This window comes from Shewanella sp. 433, from assembly GCF_059338565.1.
In genome coordinates, this window is record NZ_CM181703.1 from 163,204 (window position 1) to 182,662 (window position 19,459).

General features: G+C 45.6%; 15 protein-coding genes, 5 tRNA genes and 3 rRNA genes. 4 read left to right on the top strand and 19 right to left on the bottom strand.

Annotated elements, in window-relative coordinates; translation table 11 throughout:
* Positions 1–15: 15 nt before the first annotated feature.
* The 10 genes from rplL to AC5YB1_RS00830 form a co-directional block, all read right to left on the bottom strand.
* On the bottom strand, positions 16–381 hold the full coding sequence (rplL, locus tag AC5YB1_RS00785) for a 50S ribosomal protein L7/L12 (protein WP_028767981.1): 366 nt from the start codon (positions 379–381) through the stop codon (positions 16–18).
* Positions 382–434: 53 nt separating this feature from the next.
* Positions 435–932 carry a 50S ribosomal protein L10 gene (gene rplJ / locus AC5YB1_RS00790; RefSeq protein ID WP_110456993.1) on the bottom strand — a complete coding sequence of 166 codons (498 nt, stop codon included), beginning with the start codon at positions 930–932 and terminating at the stop codon, positions 435–437.
* A gap of 280 nt (positions 933–1,212) precedes the next feature.
* Entirely contained in the window at positions 1,213–1,914 is a 702-nt protein-coding gene (gene rplA, locus AC5YB1_RS00795) for a 50S ribosomal protein L1 (RefSeq protein WP_494520356.1), read from the bottom strand.
* A gap of 4 nt (positions 1,915–1,918) precedes the next feature.
* The gene (rplK, locus tag AC5YB1_RS00800) at positions 1,919–2,347 is read right to left on the bottom strand and encodes a 50S ribosomal protein L11 (RefSeq protein ID WP_110456995.1); all 429 of its coding nucleotides are present in this window, start codon (positions 2,345–2,347) and stop codon (positions 1,919–1,921) included.
* A gap of 126 nt (positions 2,348–2,473) precedes the next feature.
* Positions 2,474–3,016 carry a transcription termination/antitermination protein NusG gene (gene nusG / locus AC5YB1_RS00805; protein ID WP_110456996.1) on the bottom strand — a complete coding sequence of 181 codons (543 nt, stop codon included), beginning with the start codon at positions 3,014–3,016 and terminating at the stop codon, positions 2,474–2,476.
* 9 nt (positions 3,017–3,025) lie between these two features.
* On the bottom strand, positions 3,026–3,397 hold the full coding sequence (gene secE / locus AC5YB1_RS00810) for a preprotein translocase subunit SecE (protein WP_494520357.1): 372 nt from the start codon (positions 3,395–3,397) through the stop codon (positions 3,026–3,028).
* 281 nt (positions 3,398–3,678) lie between these two features.
* Positions 3,679–4,863, bottom strand: a complete 1,185-nt coding sequence (gene tuf, locus AC5YB1_RS00815; RefSeq protein ID WP_494520352.1) for an elongation factor Tu — start codon at positions 4,861–4,863, stop codon at positions 3,679–3,681.
* 186 nt (positions 4,864–5,049) lie between these two features.
* A tRNA-Gly gene (locus tag AC5YB1_RS00820) sits at positions 5,050–5,123 on the bottom strand.
* Between the two features lie 36 nt (positions 5,124–5,159).
* Positions 5,160–5,244, bottom strand: a tRNA-Tyr gene (locus AC5YB1_RS00825).
* A 7-nt stretch (positions 5,245–5,251) separates the two neighbouring features.
* Positions 5,252–5,327 (bottom strand) — tRNA-Thr (locus tag AC5YB1_RS00830).
* 234 nt (positions 5,328–5,561) lie between these two features.
* On the opposite strand from AC5YB1_RS00830, the gene coaA reads away from it, so the two are divergent.
* Positions 5,562–6,512: a type I pantothenate kinase gene (gene coaA / locus AC5YB1_RS00835; RefSeq protein ID WP_494520358.1), complete on the top strand. Its 951-nt coding sequence runs from the start codon at positions 5,562–5,564 to the stop codon at positions 6,510–6,512.
* Positions 6,513–6,556: 44 nt separating this feature from the next.
* On the opposite strand, the gene birA is transcribed toward coaA, so the two are convergent.
* The 7 genes from birA to AC5YB1_RS00870 form a co-directional block, all read right to left on the bottom strand.
* Positions 6,557–7,516: a bifunctional biotin--[acetyl-CoA-carboxylase] ligase/biotin operon repressor BirA gene (gene birA, locus AC5YB1_RS00840; protein ID WP_494520359.1), complete on the bottom strand. Its 960-nt coding sequence runs from the start codon at positions 7,514–7,516 to the stop codon at positions 6,557–6,559.
* Complete coding sequence (gene murB / locus AC5YB1_RS00845; RefSeq protein WP_494520360.1) at positions 7,509–8,558, bottom strand: UDP-N-acetylmuramate dehydrogenase; 1,050 nt, start codon at positions 8,556–8,558, stop codon at positions 7,509–7,511. Before murB ends, birA begins: the two co-directional genes overlap by 8 nt.
* Before the next feature lie 189 nt (positions 8,559–8,747).
* Positions 8,748–8,863 (bottom strand): 5S ribosomal RNA (rrf, locus tag AC5YB1_RS00850).
* A 105-nt stretch (positions 8,864–8,968) separates the two neighbouring features.
* Positions 8,969–11,862, bottom strand: a 23S ribosomal RNA gene (locus AC5YB1_RS00855).
* A gap of 317 nt (positions 11,863–12,179) precedes the next feature.
* A tRNA-Ala gene (locus AC5YB1_RS00860) sits at positions 12,180–12,255 on the bottom strand.
* A gap of 135 nt (positions 12,256–12,390) precedes the next feature.
* A tRNA-Ile gene (locus tag AC5YB1_RS00865) sits at positions 12,391–12,467 on the bottom strand.
* A gap of 126 nt (positions 12,468–12,593) precedes the next feature.
* A 16S ribosomal RNA gene (locus AC5YB1_RS00870) occupies positions 12,594–14,140 on the bottom strand.
* The 16S, 23S and 5S rRNA genes sit together here with 2 tRNA genes alongside, the layout of an rRNA operon.
* Positions 14,141–14,795: 655 nt before the next feature.
* Between AC5YB1_RS00870 and AC5YB1_RS00875 the strand changes: the two genes are divergently transcribed.
* A complete protein-coding gene (locus tag AC5YB1_RS00875) occupies positions 14,796–15,257 on the top strand; it encodes an RNA recognition motif domain-containing protein (protein ID WP_110458690.1) in 462 nt (153 codons plus the stop codon).
* 82 nt (positions 15,258–15,339) lie between these two features.
* Here AC5YB1_RS00875 and murI read toward each other — a convergent pair whose 3' ends face one another.
* Positions 15,340–16,122: a glutamate racemase gene (gene murI / locus AC5YB1_RS00880; protein WP_494520361.1), complete on the bottom strand. Its 783-nt coding sequence runs from the start codon at positions 16,120–16,122 to the stop codon at positions 15,340–15,342.
* 141 nt (positions 16,123–16,263) lie between these two features.
* Here murI and trmA point away from each other — a divergent pair, with 141 nt between their 5' ends.
* The gene (gene trmA / locus AC5YB1_RS00885; protein ID WP_494520362.1) at positions 16,264–17,361 is read left to right on the top strand and encodes a tRNA (uridine(54)-C5)-methyltransferase TrmA; all 1,098 of its coding nucleotides are present in this window, start codon (positions 16,264–16,266) and stop codon (positions 17,359–17,361) included.
* Positions 17,362–17,470: 109 nt separating this feature from the next.
* On the opposite strand, the gene fabR is transcribed toward trmA, so the two are convergent.
* Positions 17,471–18,085 carry an HTH-type transcriptional repressor FabR gene (fabR, locus tag AC5YB1_RS00890; RefSeq protein ID WP_475516895.1) on the bottom strand — a complete coding sequence of 205 codons (615 nt, stop codon included), beginning with the start codon at positions 18,083–18,085 and terminating at the stop codon, positions 17,471–17,473.
* A gap of 139 nt (positions 18,086–18,224) precedes the next feature.
* Here fabR and AC5YB1_RS00895 point away from each other — a divergent pair, with 139 nt between their 5' ends.
* Positions 18,225–19,331, top strand: coding sequence for a fatty acid desaturase (locus AC5YB1_RS00895; protein ID WP_494520363.1), 1,107 nt, complete (start codon positions 18,225–18,227; stop codon positions 19,329–19,331).
* Positions 19,332–19,459: the final 128 nt, after the last annotated feature.

Sequence of the window (19,459 nt, forward strand, 5' to 3'; positions counted from 1 at the left end):
AAGTTATATTATAACTTACTTGATCTCTACTGCAGCACCAGCTGCTTCAAGTTCAGTTTTAAGAGCTTCAGCTTCTTCTTTAGAGATAGCTTCTTTAACTGCTACTGGAGCAGATTCAGCCATACCTTTAGCTTCTTTCAGGCCTAGACCTGTAGCGCCACGAAGTGCTTTAATAACAGCAACTTTGTTGTCACCGTGAGAAGTAAGAATTACGTCGAATTCTGTTTTCTCTTCAGCAGCAGCAGCTTCGCCACCACCAGAAACAACAGCAGCAGCGGCAGAAACGCCGAACTTCTCTTCCATTGCTTCGATTAGTTCAACAACTTCCATTACAGACATTGCTGCAAGGGCTTCTAAGATTTGGTCTTTAGTGATAGACATAACAAAAAATTCCTAATTGTACTGAATTCAATTTAATTAAGCGGCTTGTAAAATTAAGCAGCTTCTTTCTGATCGCGTAGAGCGGCCAATGTACGAACGAACTTGCCTGCAGATGCTTCTTTTAGAGTCATCATGAACTGAGCTAGTGCTTCTTCGTATGTTGGTAGTTTTGCTAAACGATCAATGTTATCTGCAGGGATTAGTTCCCCTTCAAAGGCTGCTGCTTTGATCTCAAAGTTACCTTGTACTTTAGCGAAGTCTTTAAGAAGACGCGCTGCTGCACCTGGATGCTCATTAGAGAATGCGATCAAAGTAGGACCTGTAAACGTATCGCTAAGGCACTCAAAAGCAGTACCTTCAACAGCGCGTTTAACTAGAGTGTTACGTACAACTTTAACGTACACACCAGCTTCACGAGCGGCTTTACGAAGACCGGTCATATCACCTACAGTTACACCGCGTGAATCGGCAACAACTGCAGATAAAGCACCTTTGGCAGCTTCGTTGACTTCAGCAACAATCGCTTTTTTGTCTTCGAGTCTTAATGCCATTGGCTTTACTCCTGGATTCTATCTAGGGAATTCCCTAGCAATTACCAAACTAAGTCAATTAACTTAGTTACTTACGGCGCGAATATCCAGGCAGAATAAAATCTAACTGGGGTCCGACACCGTCTACGTAGGAAATTAAGTTAGCGCACTGCGTTAACACCTACGGTCTTGGACGAGGGTCTATTCTGTAATACTAAAAGTAGTACGAAAATAGACCTCAACCCACAAAGTGCGCGCATTATATGCTAACTTGCCCACTTTGTAAAATCATGCCAAGAAATTAAGCTGCTGGAGTCAGAGTGCTCTGATCAACTGCCACACCTGCACCCATAGTGGTAGAGATGCTTACTTTCTTAACGAAAACGCCTTTAGCAGCAGCTGGCTTAGCTTTGATAAGCGCGCCAAGTAGAGCTTCTAGGTTTTCTTTTAGTTGAACAGTATCGAAATCCACTTTACCGATAGTAGTGTGGATAATACCGTTCTTGTCATTGCGATAACGCACTTGACCTGCTTTAGCGTTCTTAACTGCTTCTGCAACGTTTGGAGTCACAGTACCAGTTTTAGGGTTAGGCATTAGACCACGTGGGCCTAAGATTTGACCTAACTGACCAACAACGCGCATTGCATCTGGAGATGCGATAACTACGTCGAAGTTCATTTCGCCAGCTTTAACTTGTGCAGCAAGGTCATCCATACCAACAAGTTCAGCACCGGCTTCTTTAGCAGCGTCAGCGTTAGCGCCTTGAGTGAACACAGCAACACGTACATCACGACCAGTACCGTGTGGAAGTACAGTTGCACCACGCACGTTTTGGTCAGATTTACGTGGGTCAACACCTAGGTTAACCGCTACGTCTACACTCTCAACGAACTTAGCAGTTGCTAGTTCTTTAAGAAGTGCAACAGCTTCGTTGATGTCGTAGCTCTTAGTTACTTCTACTTTTTCGCGGATCAAACGCGCGCGTTTAGTTAGCTTTGCCATGATATTAATCCTCTACTACCAAACCCATTGAACGCGCAGTACCTTCAATTGAGCGAATCATCGCTTCAATATCAGCACCAGTCATATCAGCGGCTTTAGTCTCAGCGATTTCCTGGACAGCGCTACGCTTGATAGTTCCCACTTTTTCAGTGTTAGGACGGCCTGAACCAGACTTAAGACCCGCTGCTTTAAGCAGTAGGAACGAAGCTGGAGGAGTCTTAGTTTCAAAAGTGAAAGAGCGATCAGTGTAAACAGTGATAACAACAGGAATTGGCATACCTTTCTCGAACTTCTCAGTACGAGCGTTGAATGCTTTACAGAATTCCATGATGTTAACACCTTTCTGACCCAATGCAGGGCCAACTGGTGGCGACGGGTTTGCAGCACCGGCTGCTACTTGTAGTTTGATGTAACCATCAACTTTCTTTGCCATGAGACATTTTCCTCAAGTATGGGTACAAACGCTAAAGGCGACATGCCTATTAGCTCCCCGAAAATAATGGCTGCGGATTATACAAAAATCCGCAGCCATTTCCAATACGTTTTGCGCTTTATTTAATCAGCTCTTTTCGATCTGGCTAAAATCAAGCTCTACTGGCGTTGAACGACCAAAGATCATTACCGATACTTTGACGCGGTTCTTCTCGTAATCGACTTCTTCTACCGTGCCGTTAAAGTCAGCGAATGGACCGTCGGTCACGCGCACGACTTCACCAGGTTCAAACATCACGCGATGCGTTGGCGACTCAGTAGTTTCTTGTAGACGCTGTAAAATCGCATCGGCTTCTTTATCTGAAATCGGCGCTGGACGATCTGACGTACCACCAATGAAGCCCATTACACGAGGGATGCTTTTCACCAAGTGCCAGCTTTCGTCATTCATTTCCATCTGGACTAATACATAGCCAGGAAAAAATTTACGCTCACTCTTACGACGCTGGCCTGCACGCATTTCAACCACTTCTTCAGTCGGTACTAAGACCTCACCGAAATAGTGCTCCATTTCATGCATTTTGATGTGTTCAAGCAATGATTTACATACGCGACCTTCATAACCCGAAAAGGCCTGAACCACATACCATCTTTTTTTAGCTTCAGTCATACGAAATGCCTATACGCCTGTAATAAAATTAACAATTCTCAGCAATACGGCATCCATACCCCAAAGGATAAGTGCCAGAATACCGGTTGCCGCTAAAACGATAAAAGTCGTATTTAGCGCTTCTTGACGCGTAGGCCAAACCACTTTACGAACTTCAATGTGCGACTCACGAGCAAAGGTCAACGCTTGCTTACCTTTCTCGGTTTGAAAAGCAATAAAGCCAGCTATTGCGAATGTCACTACGACACCGATAGCACGGACTAATACGCTTGCTTCGCTATACATTTGATTAGCAATAATGGCAGCGGCCAGCAGAATAACTACTACGCCCCATTTAACGATATCAAGAGAGTTACCCTGATTTTCAGTATTTGTTGTCATCGGTTACTTCCGTTACTCACTACGACCTGAGCTTAAGTTTGGTCAGTCGCAAAATTCTTTATCAAGTAAGATTTTGTTGACCATACCACTGTATGCCCGAGCTTACCCACTACTAGAGCAAAAAGTAAGCCCTGAGGGTCAAAAATCGGCCATAGATTGTATTCTTATTCACTACAATTGGCAAGGCGACTCAGGACTTGTTACCAACAAATATTAGTGACTAAAAATGAAAAAGGCAGCCTAAGCTGCCTTTTTCAGTATTGTGTTAAGACACTTTGCGATTAAGCAATGATCTTAGCTACAACACCAGCACCAACTGTGCGGCCACCTTCACGGATTGCGAAGCGTAAACCTTCGTCCATCGCGATTGGGCAGATTAGTGTTACTGTCATCTGTACGTTATCACCAGGCATTACCATCTCTACGCCTTCTGGCAACTCGATAGTACCGGTTACGTCTGTTGTACGGAAGTAGAACTGTGGACGGTAACCTTTGAAGAATGGAGTGTGACGTCCGCCTTCTTCTTTTGACAGAACATAGATTTCTGACTGGAATGTTGTGTGTGGAGTGATTGAACCAGGCTTAGCCAATACTTGACCACGCTCAACTTCGTCACGCTTAGTACCACGTAGTAGTACACCACAGTTCTCGCCTGCACGACCTTCGTCAAGCAGTTTACGGAACATTTCAACACCAGTACAAGTGGTCTTAGTAGTATCGCGAATACCAACGATTTCTACTTCTTCACCTACTTTGATGACACCGCGCTCTACACGACCAGTTACAACAGTACCACGGCCAGCGATTGAGAATACGTCTTCGATTGGAAGAATGAATGCACCGTCAATTGCACGCTCTGGCTCTGGAATATAAGTATCTAGTGCTTCTGCAAGCTCAATGATCTTAGCTTCCCACTCTGGCTCGCCTTCTAGGGCTTTAAGCGCAGAACCTTGGATAACTGGTAGGTCATCACCTGGGAAGTCATATTCAGATAGAAGTTCACGAACTTCCATTTCTACTAGCTCTAGAAGCTCTTCGTCATCAACCATGTCACACTTGTTCATGAATACGATGATGAAAGGTACGCCAACCTGACGTGAAAGCAGGATGTGCTCACGAGTCTGTGGCATTGGACCATCTGTAGAAGCTACTACTAGGATCGCGCCGTCCATTTGGGCAGCACCAGTGATCATGTTTTTAACATAATCCGCGTGACCTGGGCAGTCTACGTGTGCGTAGTGACGTGATGGAGTGTCATATTCGATGTGAGAAGTATTAATTGTAATACCGCGCTCACGCTCTTCTGGAGCGTTATCGATTTGTGCGAAGTTACGAGCTTCACCGCCGTATGTCTTAGTTAATACAGCAGAGATTGCTGCAGTAAGAGTGGTTTTACCATGGTCAACGTGACCGATGGTGCCCACGTTTACGTGAGGTTTGCTACGTTCAAATTTTTCTTTAGCCATGGTATTGCCCCAATTAGAGATACTTGGTGATGAAATCTACATACAACAAAAAATCCGATGCATTTATGACATCGAATCGATTCATTAAGATAATTAGGGGACTTTAGTAGGAGCTGAAGGCAGTTATCGAGAACTGACCCTTTATAGATGGGATTGCTCTTAGATATGGGCACAATCAGCGAAAATTGGAGCGGATGGCGGGAATCGAACCCGCGTTATCAGCTTGGAAGGCTGGAGTAATACCATTATACGACATCCGCGCAACCTAACTAAGGTTACCTAACTACCTAAAAAAATGGTGGAGGGAGAAGGATTCGAACCTTCGAAGGCTGAGCCGTCAGATTTACAGTCTGATCCCTTTGGCCACTCGGGAACCCCTCCAGAGAAATGGTGCCGGCACCAAGAGTCGAACTCGGGACCTACTGATTACAAGTCAGTTGCTCTACCAACTGAGCTATGCCGGCGTGTCATTTCGGTAGCGGATATTAGGGAATCATGAGCACAAGTGCAATAGCTAATTTCAAAAATATGTAAAAAAACCATTCGAACGGCGCTTTTTCAACCAAAAACACTACTCACTGTGCACGATTCAATCAGAATTGAGCAATTACTTATTTCCTACTATAGGAATAGCATTTTTGCAGTTGTTCACATAAACACGATGGTGTACTGTGCGTTGCCTAAGGGGAGATTTATCCATGTTAGCCACTAATCAAATTCACAATGCGCTTTATCTTGCTTTCGAGCGCCAACAATGGGCTGAACTACGAAAATCGGTACCACTTACCCTCAGTGAAACAGATCTCGAAGACTTACGCGGTATCAATGAATCTATCTCACTCGATGAAGTCACCGATATTTACTTACCCCTTAGTCGACTATTAAACCTTATCATCGGTGCCAAACAACAACGCGGCCTAGTATTAAGCCAATTTATAGGCCGAGAACCGCCAAAGCGCCCTTACATTATTAGTATCGCAGGCAGTGTTGCTGTGGGTAAAAGCACCACAGCGCGTATCATGCAAGCCTTATTAAGACAGTGGCCAGAACATCCAAAGGTTGATCTGGTCACCACTGATGGCTTTTTGTACCCACTGGCAGAATTGAAGCGTCGTGGTTTATTGCAGCGTAAGGGCTTTCCCGAAAGCTATGATATGAAGATGTTGGTCGAATTTATATCGAAGATAAAAGCCGGCGAAAGTACAGTCCATGCCCCCATCTATTCTCACATAACCTATGACAGAGTCGCTGATACTCAGCAGGTTATTGAACAACCCGATATTCTGATTATCGAAGGGTTAAATGTATTACAAACCAGCCAAGACAGTCATGTAGCAATCTCACAACCATTTGTATCTGACTTTGTAGATTTTTCTATCTATGTAGATGCAGACGAATCACTACTAAAGCATTGGTATATATCGCGTTTCTTAAAATTTAGACAAGGAGCATTTAGTGATGTGAACTCTTATTTTCATCACTATTCGGATCTCAACGACACTGAAGCGACTCGTATTGCGGCCAACATCTGGGACAGTATCAATGGCCCCAATCTTAATTTAAATATCTTACCGACCCGCGATCGAGCGCATCTGATTTTAAGTAAAGGCACCGACCATATGATGAATCAGGTGCTGTTACGTAAATAGGCAGTAAACTAGCGTGCGTTTATCATGTACGCTAGTTTAGCGCCTCATACTGGCCGCATCGATATTTCACCGCCGACATACGCCTTTATACCATCGCCGTTATCAAGTAAAATGGCTCCCTGCTCATCTATGCCACAACAAATACCTTCAACACTATTGTCGCCCATCAGCAATTTAACGACTTTACCGTCAAACAAATCGGCTTCTCGCCAACGTTGCTTGAACGCCTTCAGTCCTTGCGATTCAAACAAACTAAGATCGCTCACCAGTTGCTGCTGCAGCGCTATCATTAGCTCAGTCTTATCAGGTTGTTGACTTAACTCAGACAGATCACTCCAAGGCTGATCAATCTTATCCGCCTGCTCTGCCGACATCGAAAGGTTAATCCCTATTCCAATAACCAAATTGCATTCGTAGTCAGCCTGACCACTCATCTCAATAAGAATACCGGCTAATTTTTTATGATTAAGATAGATATCATTTGGCCACTTAACCCCTATTCCATCGACGCCTAACACACGCAATACTGTGGCTAATGAACACGCAACCACAAGGCTCAACCCCATAGCTTGCGACATACCTTGTGAGAACTGCCAAAAAAAGGAAGTATATAGGTGGCAACCATAGGGCGAAACCCAAGTGCGCCCTCTTCGGCCTCGCCCAGCCGATTGATGCTCGGCAACACAAATATCACCACTGCTGAGTTCATTGACATGATTTAATAAAAACGCATTAGTGCTATTGATATCATTAAAGTAAAAACAACGACCTTTAATTTGTGCCTTCAAACGTTGCTCATCGATAAGAGACAATGGAGTCGATAATTTATAGCCTTTACCTTTAACACTATAAATATTAACCCCAAACTCCTCTAGACTTGCCACATGCTTACTGATGGCAGCCCTTGAGATCCCAAGCTCATGAGCTAGCGCTTCTCCCGAAACAAACTCTCCACCTGCGAGTGATTTAATAATTGCGCGTTTACGCAGCCATTGTTCATGCATGATTTAATTCCCTTTCTCCTACTGCACCGATGATACGTGGCTCAACCTCTAAACAGACCGAATATATTTGGTTAACCCGCTGTATCACCTCACGCGCTAATGTACAGACATCAGCCCCTGTGGCTTTGCCGACATTTACGATAACCAAGGCTTGTTTTAAATGTATGGCCGCACCACCAATAGCATGGCCTTTTAATCCCGCATTTTCGATAAGCCAACCCGCTGCTAACTTTACGCTATCAACGTTCACCGGGTAGCCAACAATAGCTGGGTACTCTTGTTGTAGTTGAGTAAAGTGTTCACTAGAAACGATAGGGTTTTTAAAAAAGCTACCCACATTACCTAATACTGCGGGATCAGGCAATTTACTGCTACGCGTCTCGCAGATACAATCAAAAATCATTGTTGGTGTTAACCTATCTGATATTAATTGCTGCAATGGGCCATAACTTAAATTTGGGCGCCACTGTTTTTCTAACCGAAGGCCCACATTCAAAATCACTGCTTTATCTTTTAATGTCGATTTAAAAATCGAATCCCGATAACCAAATAAACATTGCTCCGAACTAAGCCTTACACGCTCTCCAGTGGTAAGATCTAGATATTCTACCCATTCACAAAACTGCGAAAAATCAGCGCCATATGCACCTATATTTTGGATAGGTGCAGCGCCTACAGAACCTGGGATTAACGCTAAATTCTCAAGACCTGGCATATTATGCGTTAAACAAAATTGTACTAACTCGTGCCAATTCTCACCTGCAGCCACCGATAAATAAAAACGGTCTTCATCTTCAACGACATTAATCCCCTTAGTTGCAATAAGCACCACGGTACCCATGAAACTATCCGTTAACACGATATTGCTACCGCCACCAATGGCCAATAACGGCCTGTTAGTATTTGCCGTCTCAAGACAGGTATCGATGAGTTGTTGCTCATCAGTCGCTTTTATTAAGCGTTCACAACTGACATCTATACCTAAGGTATTATGCGTGACTAATGAATGAGTAATAATGGAGTCCATAATTCTAAGTAGCATGAAAAAAAGCTATTGTAACCGTTAGTCTCACTTTTATCGATCAGATCTCAAGAGAGGTTATCCTTGCAATGATCCAATAAGACTGTCGGTTCTCAATTTAGCTAATATAGAGAGCTATCTAGATCTATTTTATGAAAACAATAACGAAAAAAGCCCGTTGCATTAGCAACGGGCTTTTTCGTATTAGGCGCCTGGAAATGACCTACTCTCACATGGGGAGACCCCACACTACCATCGGCGCGATTGCGTTTCACTTCTGAGTTCGGGATGGGATCAGGTGGTACCACAATGCTATGGTTTCCAGACAAATTTGGAAATTTAGAAAGCTGTTTTAAATTTGAGTACACTAAATCAAGTGTCGGTATTCTTTCGCTAAAGTTAACCATTAACTGGAAACCCTTTTGGGTTGTATGGTTAAGCCTCACGGGTCATTAGTACAAGTTAGCTCAACGCCTCACAACGCTTACACACCTTGCCTATCAACGTAGTAGTCTCCTACGGCCCTTTAGAGGACTTAAAGTCCTAGGGATGACTCATCTTAGGGCTCGCTTCCCGCTTAGATGCTTTCAGCGGTTATCGATTCCGAACGTAGCTACCGGGCAATGCCATTGGCATGACAACCCGAACACCAGCGGTTCGTCCACTCCGGTCCTCTCGTACTAGGAGCAGCTCCCTTCAATCATCCAACGCCCACGGCAGATAGGGACCGAACTGTCTCACGACGTTCTGAACCCAGCTCGCGTACCACTTTAAATGGCGAACAGCCATACCCTTGGGACCGACTTCAGCCCCAGGATGTGATGAGCCGACATCGAGGTGCCAAACACCGCCGTCGATATGAACTCTTGGGCGGTATCAGCCTGTTATCCCCGGAGTACCTTTTATCCGTTGAGCGATGGCCCTTCCATTCAGAACCACCGGATCACTATGACCTGCTTTCGCACCTGCTCGACGTGTATGTCTCGCAGTTAAGCTGGCTTATGCCATTGCACTAACCGTACGATGTCCGACCGTACTTAGCCAACCTTCGTGCTCCTCCGTTACTCTTTGGGAGGAGACCGCCCCAGTCAAACTACCCACCAGGCACTGTCCTCAACCCCGATTCAGGGGCCAGAGTTAGAACATCAACACTACAAGGGTGGTATTTCAAGGTTGACTCCACAAGAACTGGCGTTCCTGCTTCAAAGTCTCCCACCTATCCTACACATGTAGGGTCAATGTTCAGTGCCAAGCTATAGTAAAGGTTCACGGGGTCTTTCCGTCTAGCCGCGGGTATACGGCATCTTCACCGCAATTTCAACTTCACTGAGTCTCGGCTGGAGACAGCGTGGCCATCATTACGCCATTCGTGCAGGTCGGAACTTACCCGACAAGGAATTTCGCTACCTTAGGACCGTTATAGTTACGGCCGCCGTTTACCGGGGCTTCGATCATGAGCTTCTCCGAAGATAACCCAATCAATTAACCTTCCGGCACCGGGCAGGCGTCACACCGTATACTTCCTCTTGCGAGTTTGCACAGTGCTGTGTTTTTGATAAACAGTTGCAGCCACCTGGTATCTGCGACTCCCGTCAGCTTAGAGAGCAAGTCTCATCACCAACAGGAGCGTACCTTCTCCCGAAGTTACGGTACCATTTTGCCTAGTTCCTTCAGCCGAGTTCTCTCAAGCGCCTTGGTATTCTCTACCCAACCACCTGTGTCGGTTTGGGGTACGATTCCTGCTAACCTGAAGCTTAGAAGATTTTCCTGGAAGCATGGCATCAACTACTTCAGTTCCGTAGAACCTCGTCATCAACTCTCAGTGTATGTGCACCCGGATTTGCCTAAGTGCACCACCTACAGCCTTAAACGCGGACAACCAACGCCGCGCTAGCCTAGCCTTCTCCGTCTCTCCATCGCAGTTAGCAGAAGTACAGGAATATTAACCTGTTTCCCATCGACTACGCCTTTCGGCCTCGCCTTAGGGGTCGACTCACCCTGCCCTGATTAACATTGGACAGGAACCCTTGGTCTTTCGGCGAGGGGGTTTTTCACCCCCTTTATCGTTACTCATGTCAGCATTCGCACTTCTGATACCTCCAGCGTGGGTTACCCCTTCACCTTCAACGGCTTACAGAACGCTCCTCTACCGCACTAGCGCAAGCGCTAGTACCCATAGCTTCGGTGTATTGCTTAGCCCCGTTAAATCTTCCGCGCAGGCCGACTCGACTAGTGAGCTATTACGCTTTCTTTAAATGATGGCTGCTTCTAAGCCAACATCCTAGCTGTCTAAGCCTTCCCACATCGTTTCCCACTTAGCAATAACTTTGGGACCTTAGCTGATGGTCTGGGTTGTTTCCCTTTTCACGACGGACGTTAGCACCCGCCGTGTGTCTCCCGAGTAGTACTCATTGGTATTCGGAGTTTGCAAAGGGTTGGTAAGTCGGGATGACCCCCTAGCCTTAACAGTGCTCTACCCCCAATGGTATTCGCTCGAGGCGCTACCTAAATAGCTTTCGAGGAGAACCAGATATCTCCCGGTTTGATTGGCCTTTCACCCCCAGCCACAAGTCATCACCGCATTTTTCAACATACGTGTGTTCGGTCCTCCAGTTGATGTTACTCAACCTTCAACCTGCCCATGGCTAGATCACCGGGTTTCGGGTCTACACCTTGCAACTAAACGCGCAGTTAACACTCGGTTTCCCTACGGCTCCGCTATTCGCTTAACCTCGCTACAAAATGTAAGTCGCTGACCCATTATACAAAAGGTACGCAGTCACGGTCTCAAGAACCGCTCCCACTGCTTGTACGTATACGGTTTCAGGTTCTATTTCACTCCCCTCACAGGGGTTCTTTTCGCCTTTCCCTCACGGTACTGGTTCACTATCGGTCAGTCAGGAGTATTTAGCCTTGGAGGATGGTCCCCCCATGTTCAGACAAGATGTCACGTGTCCCGTCCTACTCGTTTTCACGTAAAGTTAGTTTTCATGTACGGGGCTATCACCCTGTGCCGCTGTGCTTTCCAACACATTCCACTAACACCCTCTACGCTTAAGGGCTAATCCCCGTTCGCTCGCCGCTACTAGGGGAATCTCGGTTGATTTCTTTTCCTCCGGGTACTTAGATGTTTCAGTTCCCCGGGTTCGCCTCACAACACTATGTATTCATGTTGTGATACATGCTTATGCATGTGGGTTTCCCCATTCGGACATCGTTAGCTCAAATGCTTGTTACTAGCTCGCCAACGCTTTTCGCAAGTTACTACGTCCTTCATCGCCTCTGACTGCCAAGGCATCCACCGTATACGCTTAGTCACTTAACCATACAACCCAAATGAGTTTCACAAGGAAACAAACTTTATCAAGCGGGTAAGCTTGATGTTGTATCGCAACTAATGGTGTTTACTTTCGCCAAAAGAATACTCATGAATCATCATTACAATGACTCGGCACTTGATTTAAGTGTTTGAGAACTCAATTTTAATTTTCGCGTCAATGCTACAAATAATCACGTACAAGTACGTCACTATCCCTTTCACATTAACACTATCAGCTTTCCAAATTTTTAAAGAGCGGGCTTAAAAAAGCCAAAGATAAATTTTGCATTTATCTTTGGCATCTCTATCCATGTGCAAGTAAATGGTGGAGCTATGCGGGATCGAACCGCAGACCTCCTGCGTGCAAGGCAGGCGCTCTCCCAGCTGAGCTATAGCCCCATTTACATGCAGTCAAACAAATATATCGAATGCCAAATAATTTTGGCGAAGCCAAATCGAGTTTAGTCAAGGCAACTTGTTGCGACGTTTAGTTCACTAAACGAGTAACAAGTTAACGTAGAATAAACGAAGATTTGGTGGGTCAGAGTGGACTTGAACCACCGACCTCACCCTTATCAGGGGTGCGCTCTAACCAGCTGAGCTACAGACCCATTCTTTTTGGTTATTTAATTCTAACTGAATCAAATCCCTCAAAAATTATCTTTCGATATTTTGCTCTTTCTTTCTATCAAGTAATCTGTGTGAACACTCAGCAAACATTAAGTTAGTCGTATAGGTAAGGAGGTGATCCAGCCCCAGGTTCCCCTAGGGCTACCTTGTTACGACTTCACCCCAGTCATGAACCACACCGTGGTAAACGCCCTCCCCGAAAGGTTAAGCTATCTACTTCTGGTGCAGCCCACTCCCATGGTGTGACGGGCGGTGTGTACAAGGCCCGGGAACGTATTCACCGTGGCATTCTGATCCACGATTACTAGCGATTCCGACTTCATGGAGTCGAGTTGCAGACTCCAATCCGGACTACGACAAGCTTTGTGAGATTAGCTCCACCTCGCGGCTTTGCAACCCTCTGTACTTGCCATTGTAGCACGTGTGTAGCCCTACTCGTAAGGGCCATGATGACTTGACGTCGTCCCCACCTTCCTCCGGTTTATCACCGGCAGTCTCCCTAAAGTTCCCACCATTACGTGCTGGCAAATAAGGATAAGGGTTGCGCTCGTTGCGGGACTTAACCCAACATTTCACAACACGAGCTGACGACAGCCATGCAGCACCTGTCTCAGAGTTCCCGAAGGCACTAAGCTATCTCTAGCGAATTCTCTGGATGTCAAGAGTAGGTAAGGTTCTTCGCGTTGCATCGAATTAAACCACATGCTCCACCGCTTGTGCGGGCCCCCGTCAATTCATTTGAGTTTTAACCTTGCGGCCGTACTCCCCAGGCGGTCTACTTAATGCGTTAGCTTGGGAGCCCAGTGCTCAAGGCACCAAACTCCGAGTAGACATCGTTTACGGCGTGGACTACCAGGGTATCTAATCCTGTTTGCTCCCCACGCTTTCGTACCTGAGCGTCAGTCTTTGTCCAGGGGGCCGCCTTCGCCACCGGTATTCCTTCAGATCTCTACGCATTTCACCGCTACACCTGAAATTCTACCCCCCTCTACAAGACTCTAGTCTGCCAGTTCGAAATGCAATTCCCAGGTTGAGCCCGGGGCTTTCACATCTCGCTTAACAAACCGCCTGCGTACGCTTTACGCCCAGTAATTCCGATTAACGCTTGGACCCCTCGTATTACCGCGGCTGCTGGCACGAAGTTAGCCGGTCCTTCTTCTGCGAGTAACGTCACACCTAAACGCTATTAACGCTTAAGCTTTCCTCCTCGCTGAAAGTGCTTTACAACCCGAAGGCCTTCTTCACACACGCGGCATGGCTGCATCAGGCTTGCGCCCATTGTGCAATATTCCCCACTGCTGCCTCCCGTAGGAGTCTGGGCCGTGTCTCAGTCCCAGTGTGGCTGATCATCCTCTCAGAACAGCTAGGGATCGTCGCCTTGGTGAGCCATTACCTCACCAACTAGCTAATCCCACCTAGGTACATCCAATCGCAGAAGGCCCGAAGGTCCCCTCTTTTCCCCCGTAGGGCGTATGCGGTATTAGCAGTCGTTTCCAACTGTTATCCCCCTCGACTGGGCAGTTCCCTAGGCATTACTCACCCGTCCGCCGCTCGTCAGCAAAGAAAGCAAGCTTTCTTCCTGTTACCGCTCGACTTGCATGTGTTAGGCCTGCCGCCAGCGTTCAATCTGAGCCATGATCAAACTCTTCAATTAAAGTTTTGTTGAATCTTGCGATTCGGCTCAATGAATTCTGATTCCGTTTAAAAGACTCGGAAGAATCTTAAAAACGTTTGTACATATTGCTATGAACACTCATCGTTACATTGATTTAATTCTTTGATTGCCAACCCGAAGGTTAGGCAATTTCGATTAACTCAACACCTGTGAGTGTCCACACAGATTACTTGATAAATTGTTAAAGAGCGTTAGCACATCTCGGTAGTTCCAAGTGGCTAGGGCTGCGTATTCTACGCAATCCGTGGTTCGCGTCAAGCAGTTTTTGAAAACTTTTTGATGCGGCACTTTTCAGTGCCTGACCACGCTGTAAGCTAGGTGCTTAACCAAGTTACTTAGTGCTTTACGACTTATCTCTGCGAGCTTCGCCGTGTCAGTGGTTGCGCATTATAGGGAGATATCTGGGGGGCGCAAGGGCTTTTTAAACGTTCGGCGATCGCTCGATGATCTTTTCGCCGTTATGGCGCTTTTTATATCACTTTGTGTGGTTTTACACCGATGGGGCTAACGACTCAGTTATATTAATCGTTAATTAAGTTCGTTTTTTCGTCAATATACTAGTGTAATTGCCAATAATTCATTACCATATACGAGCTGTTAACAGTTAATTATCAATTCTTCAGAGAACAAATATATGCAAAAGCCATTTCTTATTGTTTTGATCGTCGCCCTTGTTGGCGCATTGGCAATATCTCAGTTCGCGCCAGACTTCTATTCTGCAATCGCGTTTTTCACTGGTGCTATTATCGCAAGCGTTATTTTTACCCTTCAATCACCTAAGTCAGATACCGATACTGATGAACAGTATAAAGGCCCTACGATGACACTGTATGTTGGCAACTTGCCATATCGTGTCCATGAAGGCGAAGTAAAGGTGTTATTTGGTAAGTACGGCCCAGTAAACTCAGTACGTTTAGTTCGCGATCGTAAAACGGGACGCCGTAAAGGTTTCGGATTTATCGAGATGTCAGAAGCGGGTGCTAAGAAAGCCATGGTTAAGTTAAACGAGTTTGATTTTCAGGAGCGTACACTTAAAGTGCGTGAAGCAAAGTCACAAGATGCTGACAAGCCAGAATCTACTCAGGAAGCTAACTAGTTAGCGATCCTCTTTTACCTTTAGCAGTAAAAGCATACTTATATAGTATGAGCAAATAACATTAGTGGTCTTATGTCAGACTCTATGGCCTTAACTGACCAATAGATGAGAAGCCATATTCCACTAGTGTTGTTTTTAATCCTTTAGATATCTCTTGTGTCGTAAAGAAAGCATGGCTTGCTCCCCTACCTCCTTCTGCAATATCACTATTGAGCAAGGTTTTAACTCTGGCAGCTATCGCTTTTGCAGAGTCTAATAACCTGACCCCTTCACCAAGATAATCTTGTAACTCCACTTTTAAAATAGGAAAGTGCGTGCAGCCTAAGACTAATGTATCTATGCCTGATTGTTTTATGGGTAACAAGATTTGGGCAAGTAACTCATAATCAATGCGTTCTTGCGCCATTTTAGCTTCAGCCAACAGCACCAACTCTGATGACCCAAAACATGTCACTTCGCAATCAGCGGCAAACTTTTGGATTAGCGTATGTGTATAGCTGCGGTTAACGGTTCCTGGAGTGGCGAGTAATCCGATACGTTTATTCATACTCATGGCGGCCGCGGGTTTAATCGCAGGTACCACCCCAACTACCGGAATAACCAGTTGAGCACGCAGTGCTGGTAATACCAGGGTACTGGCAGTGTTACAAGCCACGACAACAATATCGGCGGCAACTTTATCTACCGTTTGAGTAATTAGCTGCACGGCGCCACTAATCAATACTTGTTCTTCAAGCTCACCATAAGGCAATCTGGCGTTATCAAATAAATAATAATAGTTTTCATTGGGCAGTGTTTGTTTAATTTCAGAGAGTATGGAAAGCCCACCCACACCTGAATCGAATACTAAAATATTTGCCGACAAACTCAATTCCCCGTGGGTAAACTCAAAATAAGATAAACATGATATTTTCCCATAGCGAGGGATAAATCAAAAGCCAGATATTGGACATCAAGGCAGGGTAGTATACTATTTGCGCCCCAATGATAGTAACGGTGTTTAAAAATGAATTTAGAAGCAATGGATCCTAACCAATACGATAAGCAACTCGATGCTAAACGTGAACAATTAGCGCAACTTTTTGCTGACTTTGACACCCCATCATTGCAAGTATTCGCGTCGACACCCGAACACTATCGTATGCGCGCCGAATTTCGCGTATGGCATGAGGGCGAAGATCTTTATTACTATATGTTCGACAAGGCGCTCAATCAAAAAGTGCGCTGTGAGCAGTTCTTACCTGCCAGTGCGCTAATCAATCAAATGATGCCAGCGTTAATGGCCGAGCTTCGTCCTAACACTGTATTACGCCATAAGCTATTTCAGGTCGACTTTTTGTCTACCCTAAGCGGTGAGATCTTAGTCTCATTGCTGTACCACAAACAGCTTGACCAACAATGGCAAGATGAAGCACAAGCCCTCAAGCAACGTCTGGGTACACAATTTAACGTCAATATAATTGGCCGTGCGCGCAAACAAAAGCTGACGCTAGATCGCGATTATGTGATTGAGTCATTGCCCGTTAATGGGCAGACTTTGATTTATAAACAGGTAGAAAATAGCTTTACTCAACCTAACGGACAAGTGTCTATCAAGATGCTAGAGTGGGCGATCGATAGCACCAAAGAGAGCAGTGGCGATCTGTTAGAGCTCTATTGTGGTAATGGCAACTTCTCTATTGCCTTGGCACAAAACTTCAACCGCGTGCTCGCCACTGAATTAGCTAAACCTTCGGTCGACTCTGCGCAATATAATATTGAAGCCAATAATATAGAGAATGTGCAGATCATTCGTATGTCGGCCGAAGACTTCACCGACGCCTTAGCCAAGAAACGCAGCTATAGACGTCTCGAAGGGATAGATTTAGACAGCTATAACTGCAACACCATATTTGTTGACCCGCCACGGGCCGGTCTTGATGACAATACTTTAGCCATGGTGCAAGGTTATCAGCGGATCATCTATATTTCATGTAACCCAAATACGCTAATAGATAACCTCAAAGTGTTGGATAAGACCCACAAAATCACCCGCTTTGCGCTATTTGATCAGTTCCCATATACCGATCACATGGAGTCTGGTGTGTTATTAGAAAAACGCTAAACACCAAATTGTTCAGCTCACACTAAAACCTTAAGATCTAAGTATTAAGATCCAAAAAGGGCCATTAGGCCCTTTTGCGTATCGAGTCTCGCTAAAACCTCATACTGGCTCAGCGGTTTTCCATTTTTTGTTGTAACGACTCAGCCCCTTTCGCCACCATACGCAACTGGATAACCAACCTGTCGGCTAATATCTTACGATCCACTCGTTTCATATCTAACGCTGCAGCTCCTGCGTTAAACACCAATGTGACCAATGCCTCAGCTTGGGCACGGGCTAATTCTGGTGAGCGCCTCGCCGTGGCTTCGGTGTAATGCGCTAACTCTGATATAAAGTGCTCAATCTCACGCGCGACCGCAGCACGAAACGGCGCCGATGTGCCCGAACGTTCATGTAACAGAATACGGAATACGTTAGGGTTAGATTCAAGCACCTCCATAAAGGTCTCGACCGAGATACGGATCACGCTACCACCCGCCTCGGCGCGTTGACGTCCCTTACGCATCATCTGGCGTAATGTTAAACCGCCCTCATCGACCATGGTCAAACCCAGTTCATTCATATCTTTAAAGTGACGATAAAATGAAGTTGGCGCGATATTGGCTTCACGAGCCACTTCTCGCAAGCTTAGGCTAGAAAAACTGCGCTCTGCGCTTAACTGATTAAATGCAGCATCAACTAACGCGCGACGCGTTTTTTCTTTCTGCTGTGCCCTGACGCCCATCATGATGAATCCACTAGATAAAGAGAATCTAGCAATAATACATTCTTTAACATAAAAACGCAGCCTATCTTGACCTAGCCTATTAAGCACGTTAAATTGGCTTACAGATGTACGCTCAATTTGGCTGTTGGATATTATAATGAAAAAACCTCCCCTCATATGGACTAATATACTGCTGTTTGCCATCACCTTTTTAGGTGCTGTCATACTCGTACCTTGGTACGGCATCACCTACGGTTATGGTATTGCCGAATGGGTGGCCTTTATCGGCTTGGCCTTTGCGAGCGGATTATCAATTACCGCTGGGTATCATAGACTTTGGTCTCATCGCACCTATAAATCACATTGGTCAATGCGTCTATTATTTGCATTAGGTGGCGCGCTGGCTTTACAAAATAGTGCCTTACACTGGTCATCAGATCATCGCATTCACCATAAGCATGTTGATGACAACGATAAAGACCCTTATTCGGCGAACATGGGTTTCTGGTATAGCCATATAGGGTGGATGTTGCGAGAATATCAAGCCCAGCGTTACCACGATTATAAAAACGTACGTGACCTGCAAAATGATAAAATTGTGATGTGGCAGCACAAACATTATCTATCACTCATGCTGATCATGAACATTGGCTTACCTGCGTTACTGGGTTGGCTCAATGGCGATATATGGGCCATGTTACTCATGGCAGGCCTACTTCGATTAGTCGTCGTTCATCACTGCACCTTCTTCATTAACTCGCTAGCACATATCTGGGGTAAACAGCCATACACAGATAAAAACACCGCACGAGATAATGGTATCTTAGCGGTCTTTACCTACGGTGAGGGATACCATAACTTCCACCATATTTTTGAAAACGACTATCGCAATGGCATCCATTGGTGGCAATACGACCCCACCAAGTGGCTTATCAATATGATGGCATGGACAGGATTGGCCACCCAGTTGCGCGTCACGCCACAGGAACGAATCGAGAGCGCTAAATTACAGATGCAGCTAAAACGCACTCGCAACAAAGTCGAACAGTTAGCCAATGGTGAAGAGATACTCGAGAAACTGCATGACGAATATGAGTTACTCAAAACCCACATTAGCGAATATTACCAAGCGCACAAAGAGTTATTAGACGCCAAGCGGCAAAAACTGACCCACAAACAGTTAATGCTCAGGGTCGAAGAACTCAAACAAGATCTACTCATGCGTAAGCGCAACTGGAAATTACTCACCGCCAATTATATCTAAGTTAGGGTTTTATCACACCGGGCCACTTATCAGTGACCCGGTTTTTCCTCCCCCCACATAAATTTAACCGCCCCTTTGACGTGCGTAACGCACATCTGCCTTACCACAGATTGAAGTGCTAAATAGAT

What these genes read in the sequence shown, in the direction of transcription:
- rplA (WP_494520356.1), bottom strand. Translation starts at nt 1,914, where the DNA reads ATGGCAAAGCTAACTAAACGCGCGCGTTTGATCCGCGAAAAAGTAGAA.
- rplJ (WP_110456993.1), bottom strand. Translation starts at nt 932, where the DNA reads ATGGCATTAAGACTCGAAGACAAAAAAGCGATTGTTGCTGAAGTCAAC.
- coaA (WP_494520358.1), top strand. Translation starts at nt 5,562, where the DNA reads ATGTTAGCCACTAATCAAATTCACAATGCGCTTTATCTTGCTTTCGAG.
- tuf (WP_494520352.1), bottom strand. Translation starts at nt 4,863, where the DNA reads ATGGCTAAAGAAAAATTTGAACGTAGCAAACCTCACGTAAACGTGGGC.
- birA (WP_494520359.1), bottom strand. Translation starts at nt 7,516, where the DNA reads ATGCATGAACAATGGCTGCGTAAACGCGCAATTATTAAATCACTCGCA.
- fabR (WP_475516895.1), bottom strand. Translation starts at nt 18,085, where the DNA reads ATGGGCGTCAGGGCACAGCAGAAAGAAAAAACGCGTCGCGCGTTAGTT.
- nusG (WP_110456996.1), bottom strand. Translation starts at nt 3,016, where the DNA reads ATGACTGAAGCTAAAAAAAGATGGTATGTGGTTCAGGCCTTTTCGGGT.
- murB (WP_494520360.1), bottom strand. Translation starts at nt 8,558, where the DNA reads ATGCTACTTAGAATTATGGACTCCATTATTACTCATTCATTAGTCACG.
- rplK (WP_110456995.1), bottom strand. Translation starts at nt 2,347, where the DNA reads ATGGCAAAGAAAGTTGATGGTTACATCAAACTACAAGTAGCAGCCGGT.
- AC5YB1_RS00875 (WP_110458690.1), top strand. Translation starts at nt 14,796, where the DNA reads ATGCAAAAGCCATTTCTTATTGTTTTGATCGTCGCCCTTGTTGGCGCA.
- secE (WP_494520357.1), bottom strand. Translation starts at nt 3,397, where the DNA reads ATGACAACAAATACTGAAAATCAGGGTAACTCTCTTGATATCGTTAAA.
- rplL (WP_028767981.1), bottom strand. Translation starts at nt 381, where the DNA reads ATGTCTATCACTAAAGACCAAATCTTAGAAGCCCTTGCAGCAATGTCT.
- AC5YB1_RS00895 (WP_494520363.1), top strand. Translation starts at nt 18,225, where the DNA reads ATGAAAAAACCTCCCCTCATATGGACTAATATACTGCTGTTTGCCATC.
- trmA (WP_494520362.1), top strand. Translation starts at nt 16,264, where the DNA reads ATGAATTTAGAAGCAATGGATCCTAACCAATACGATAAGCAACTCGAT.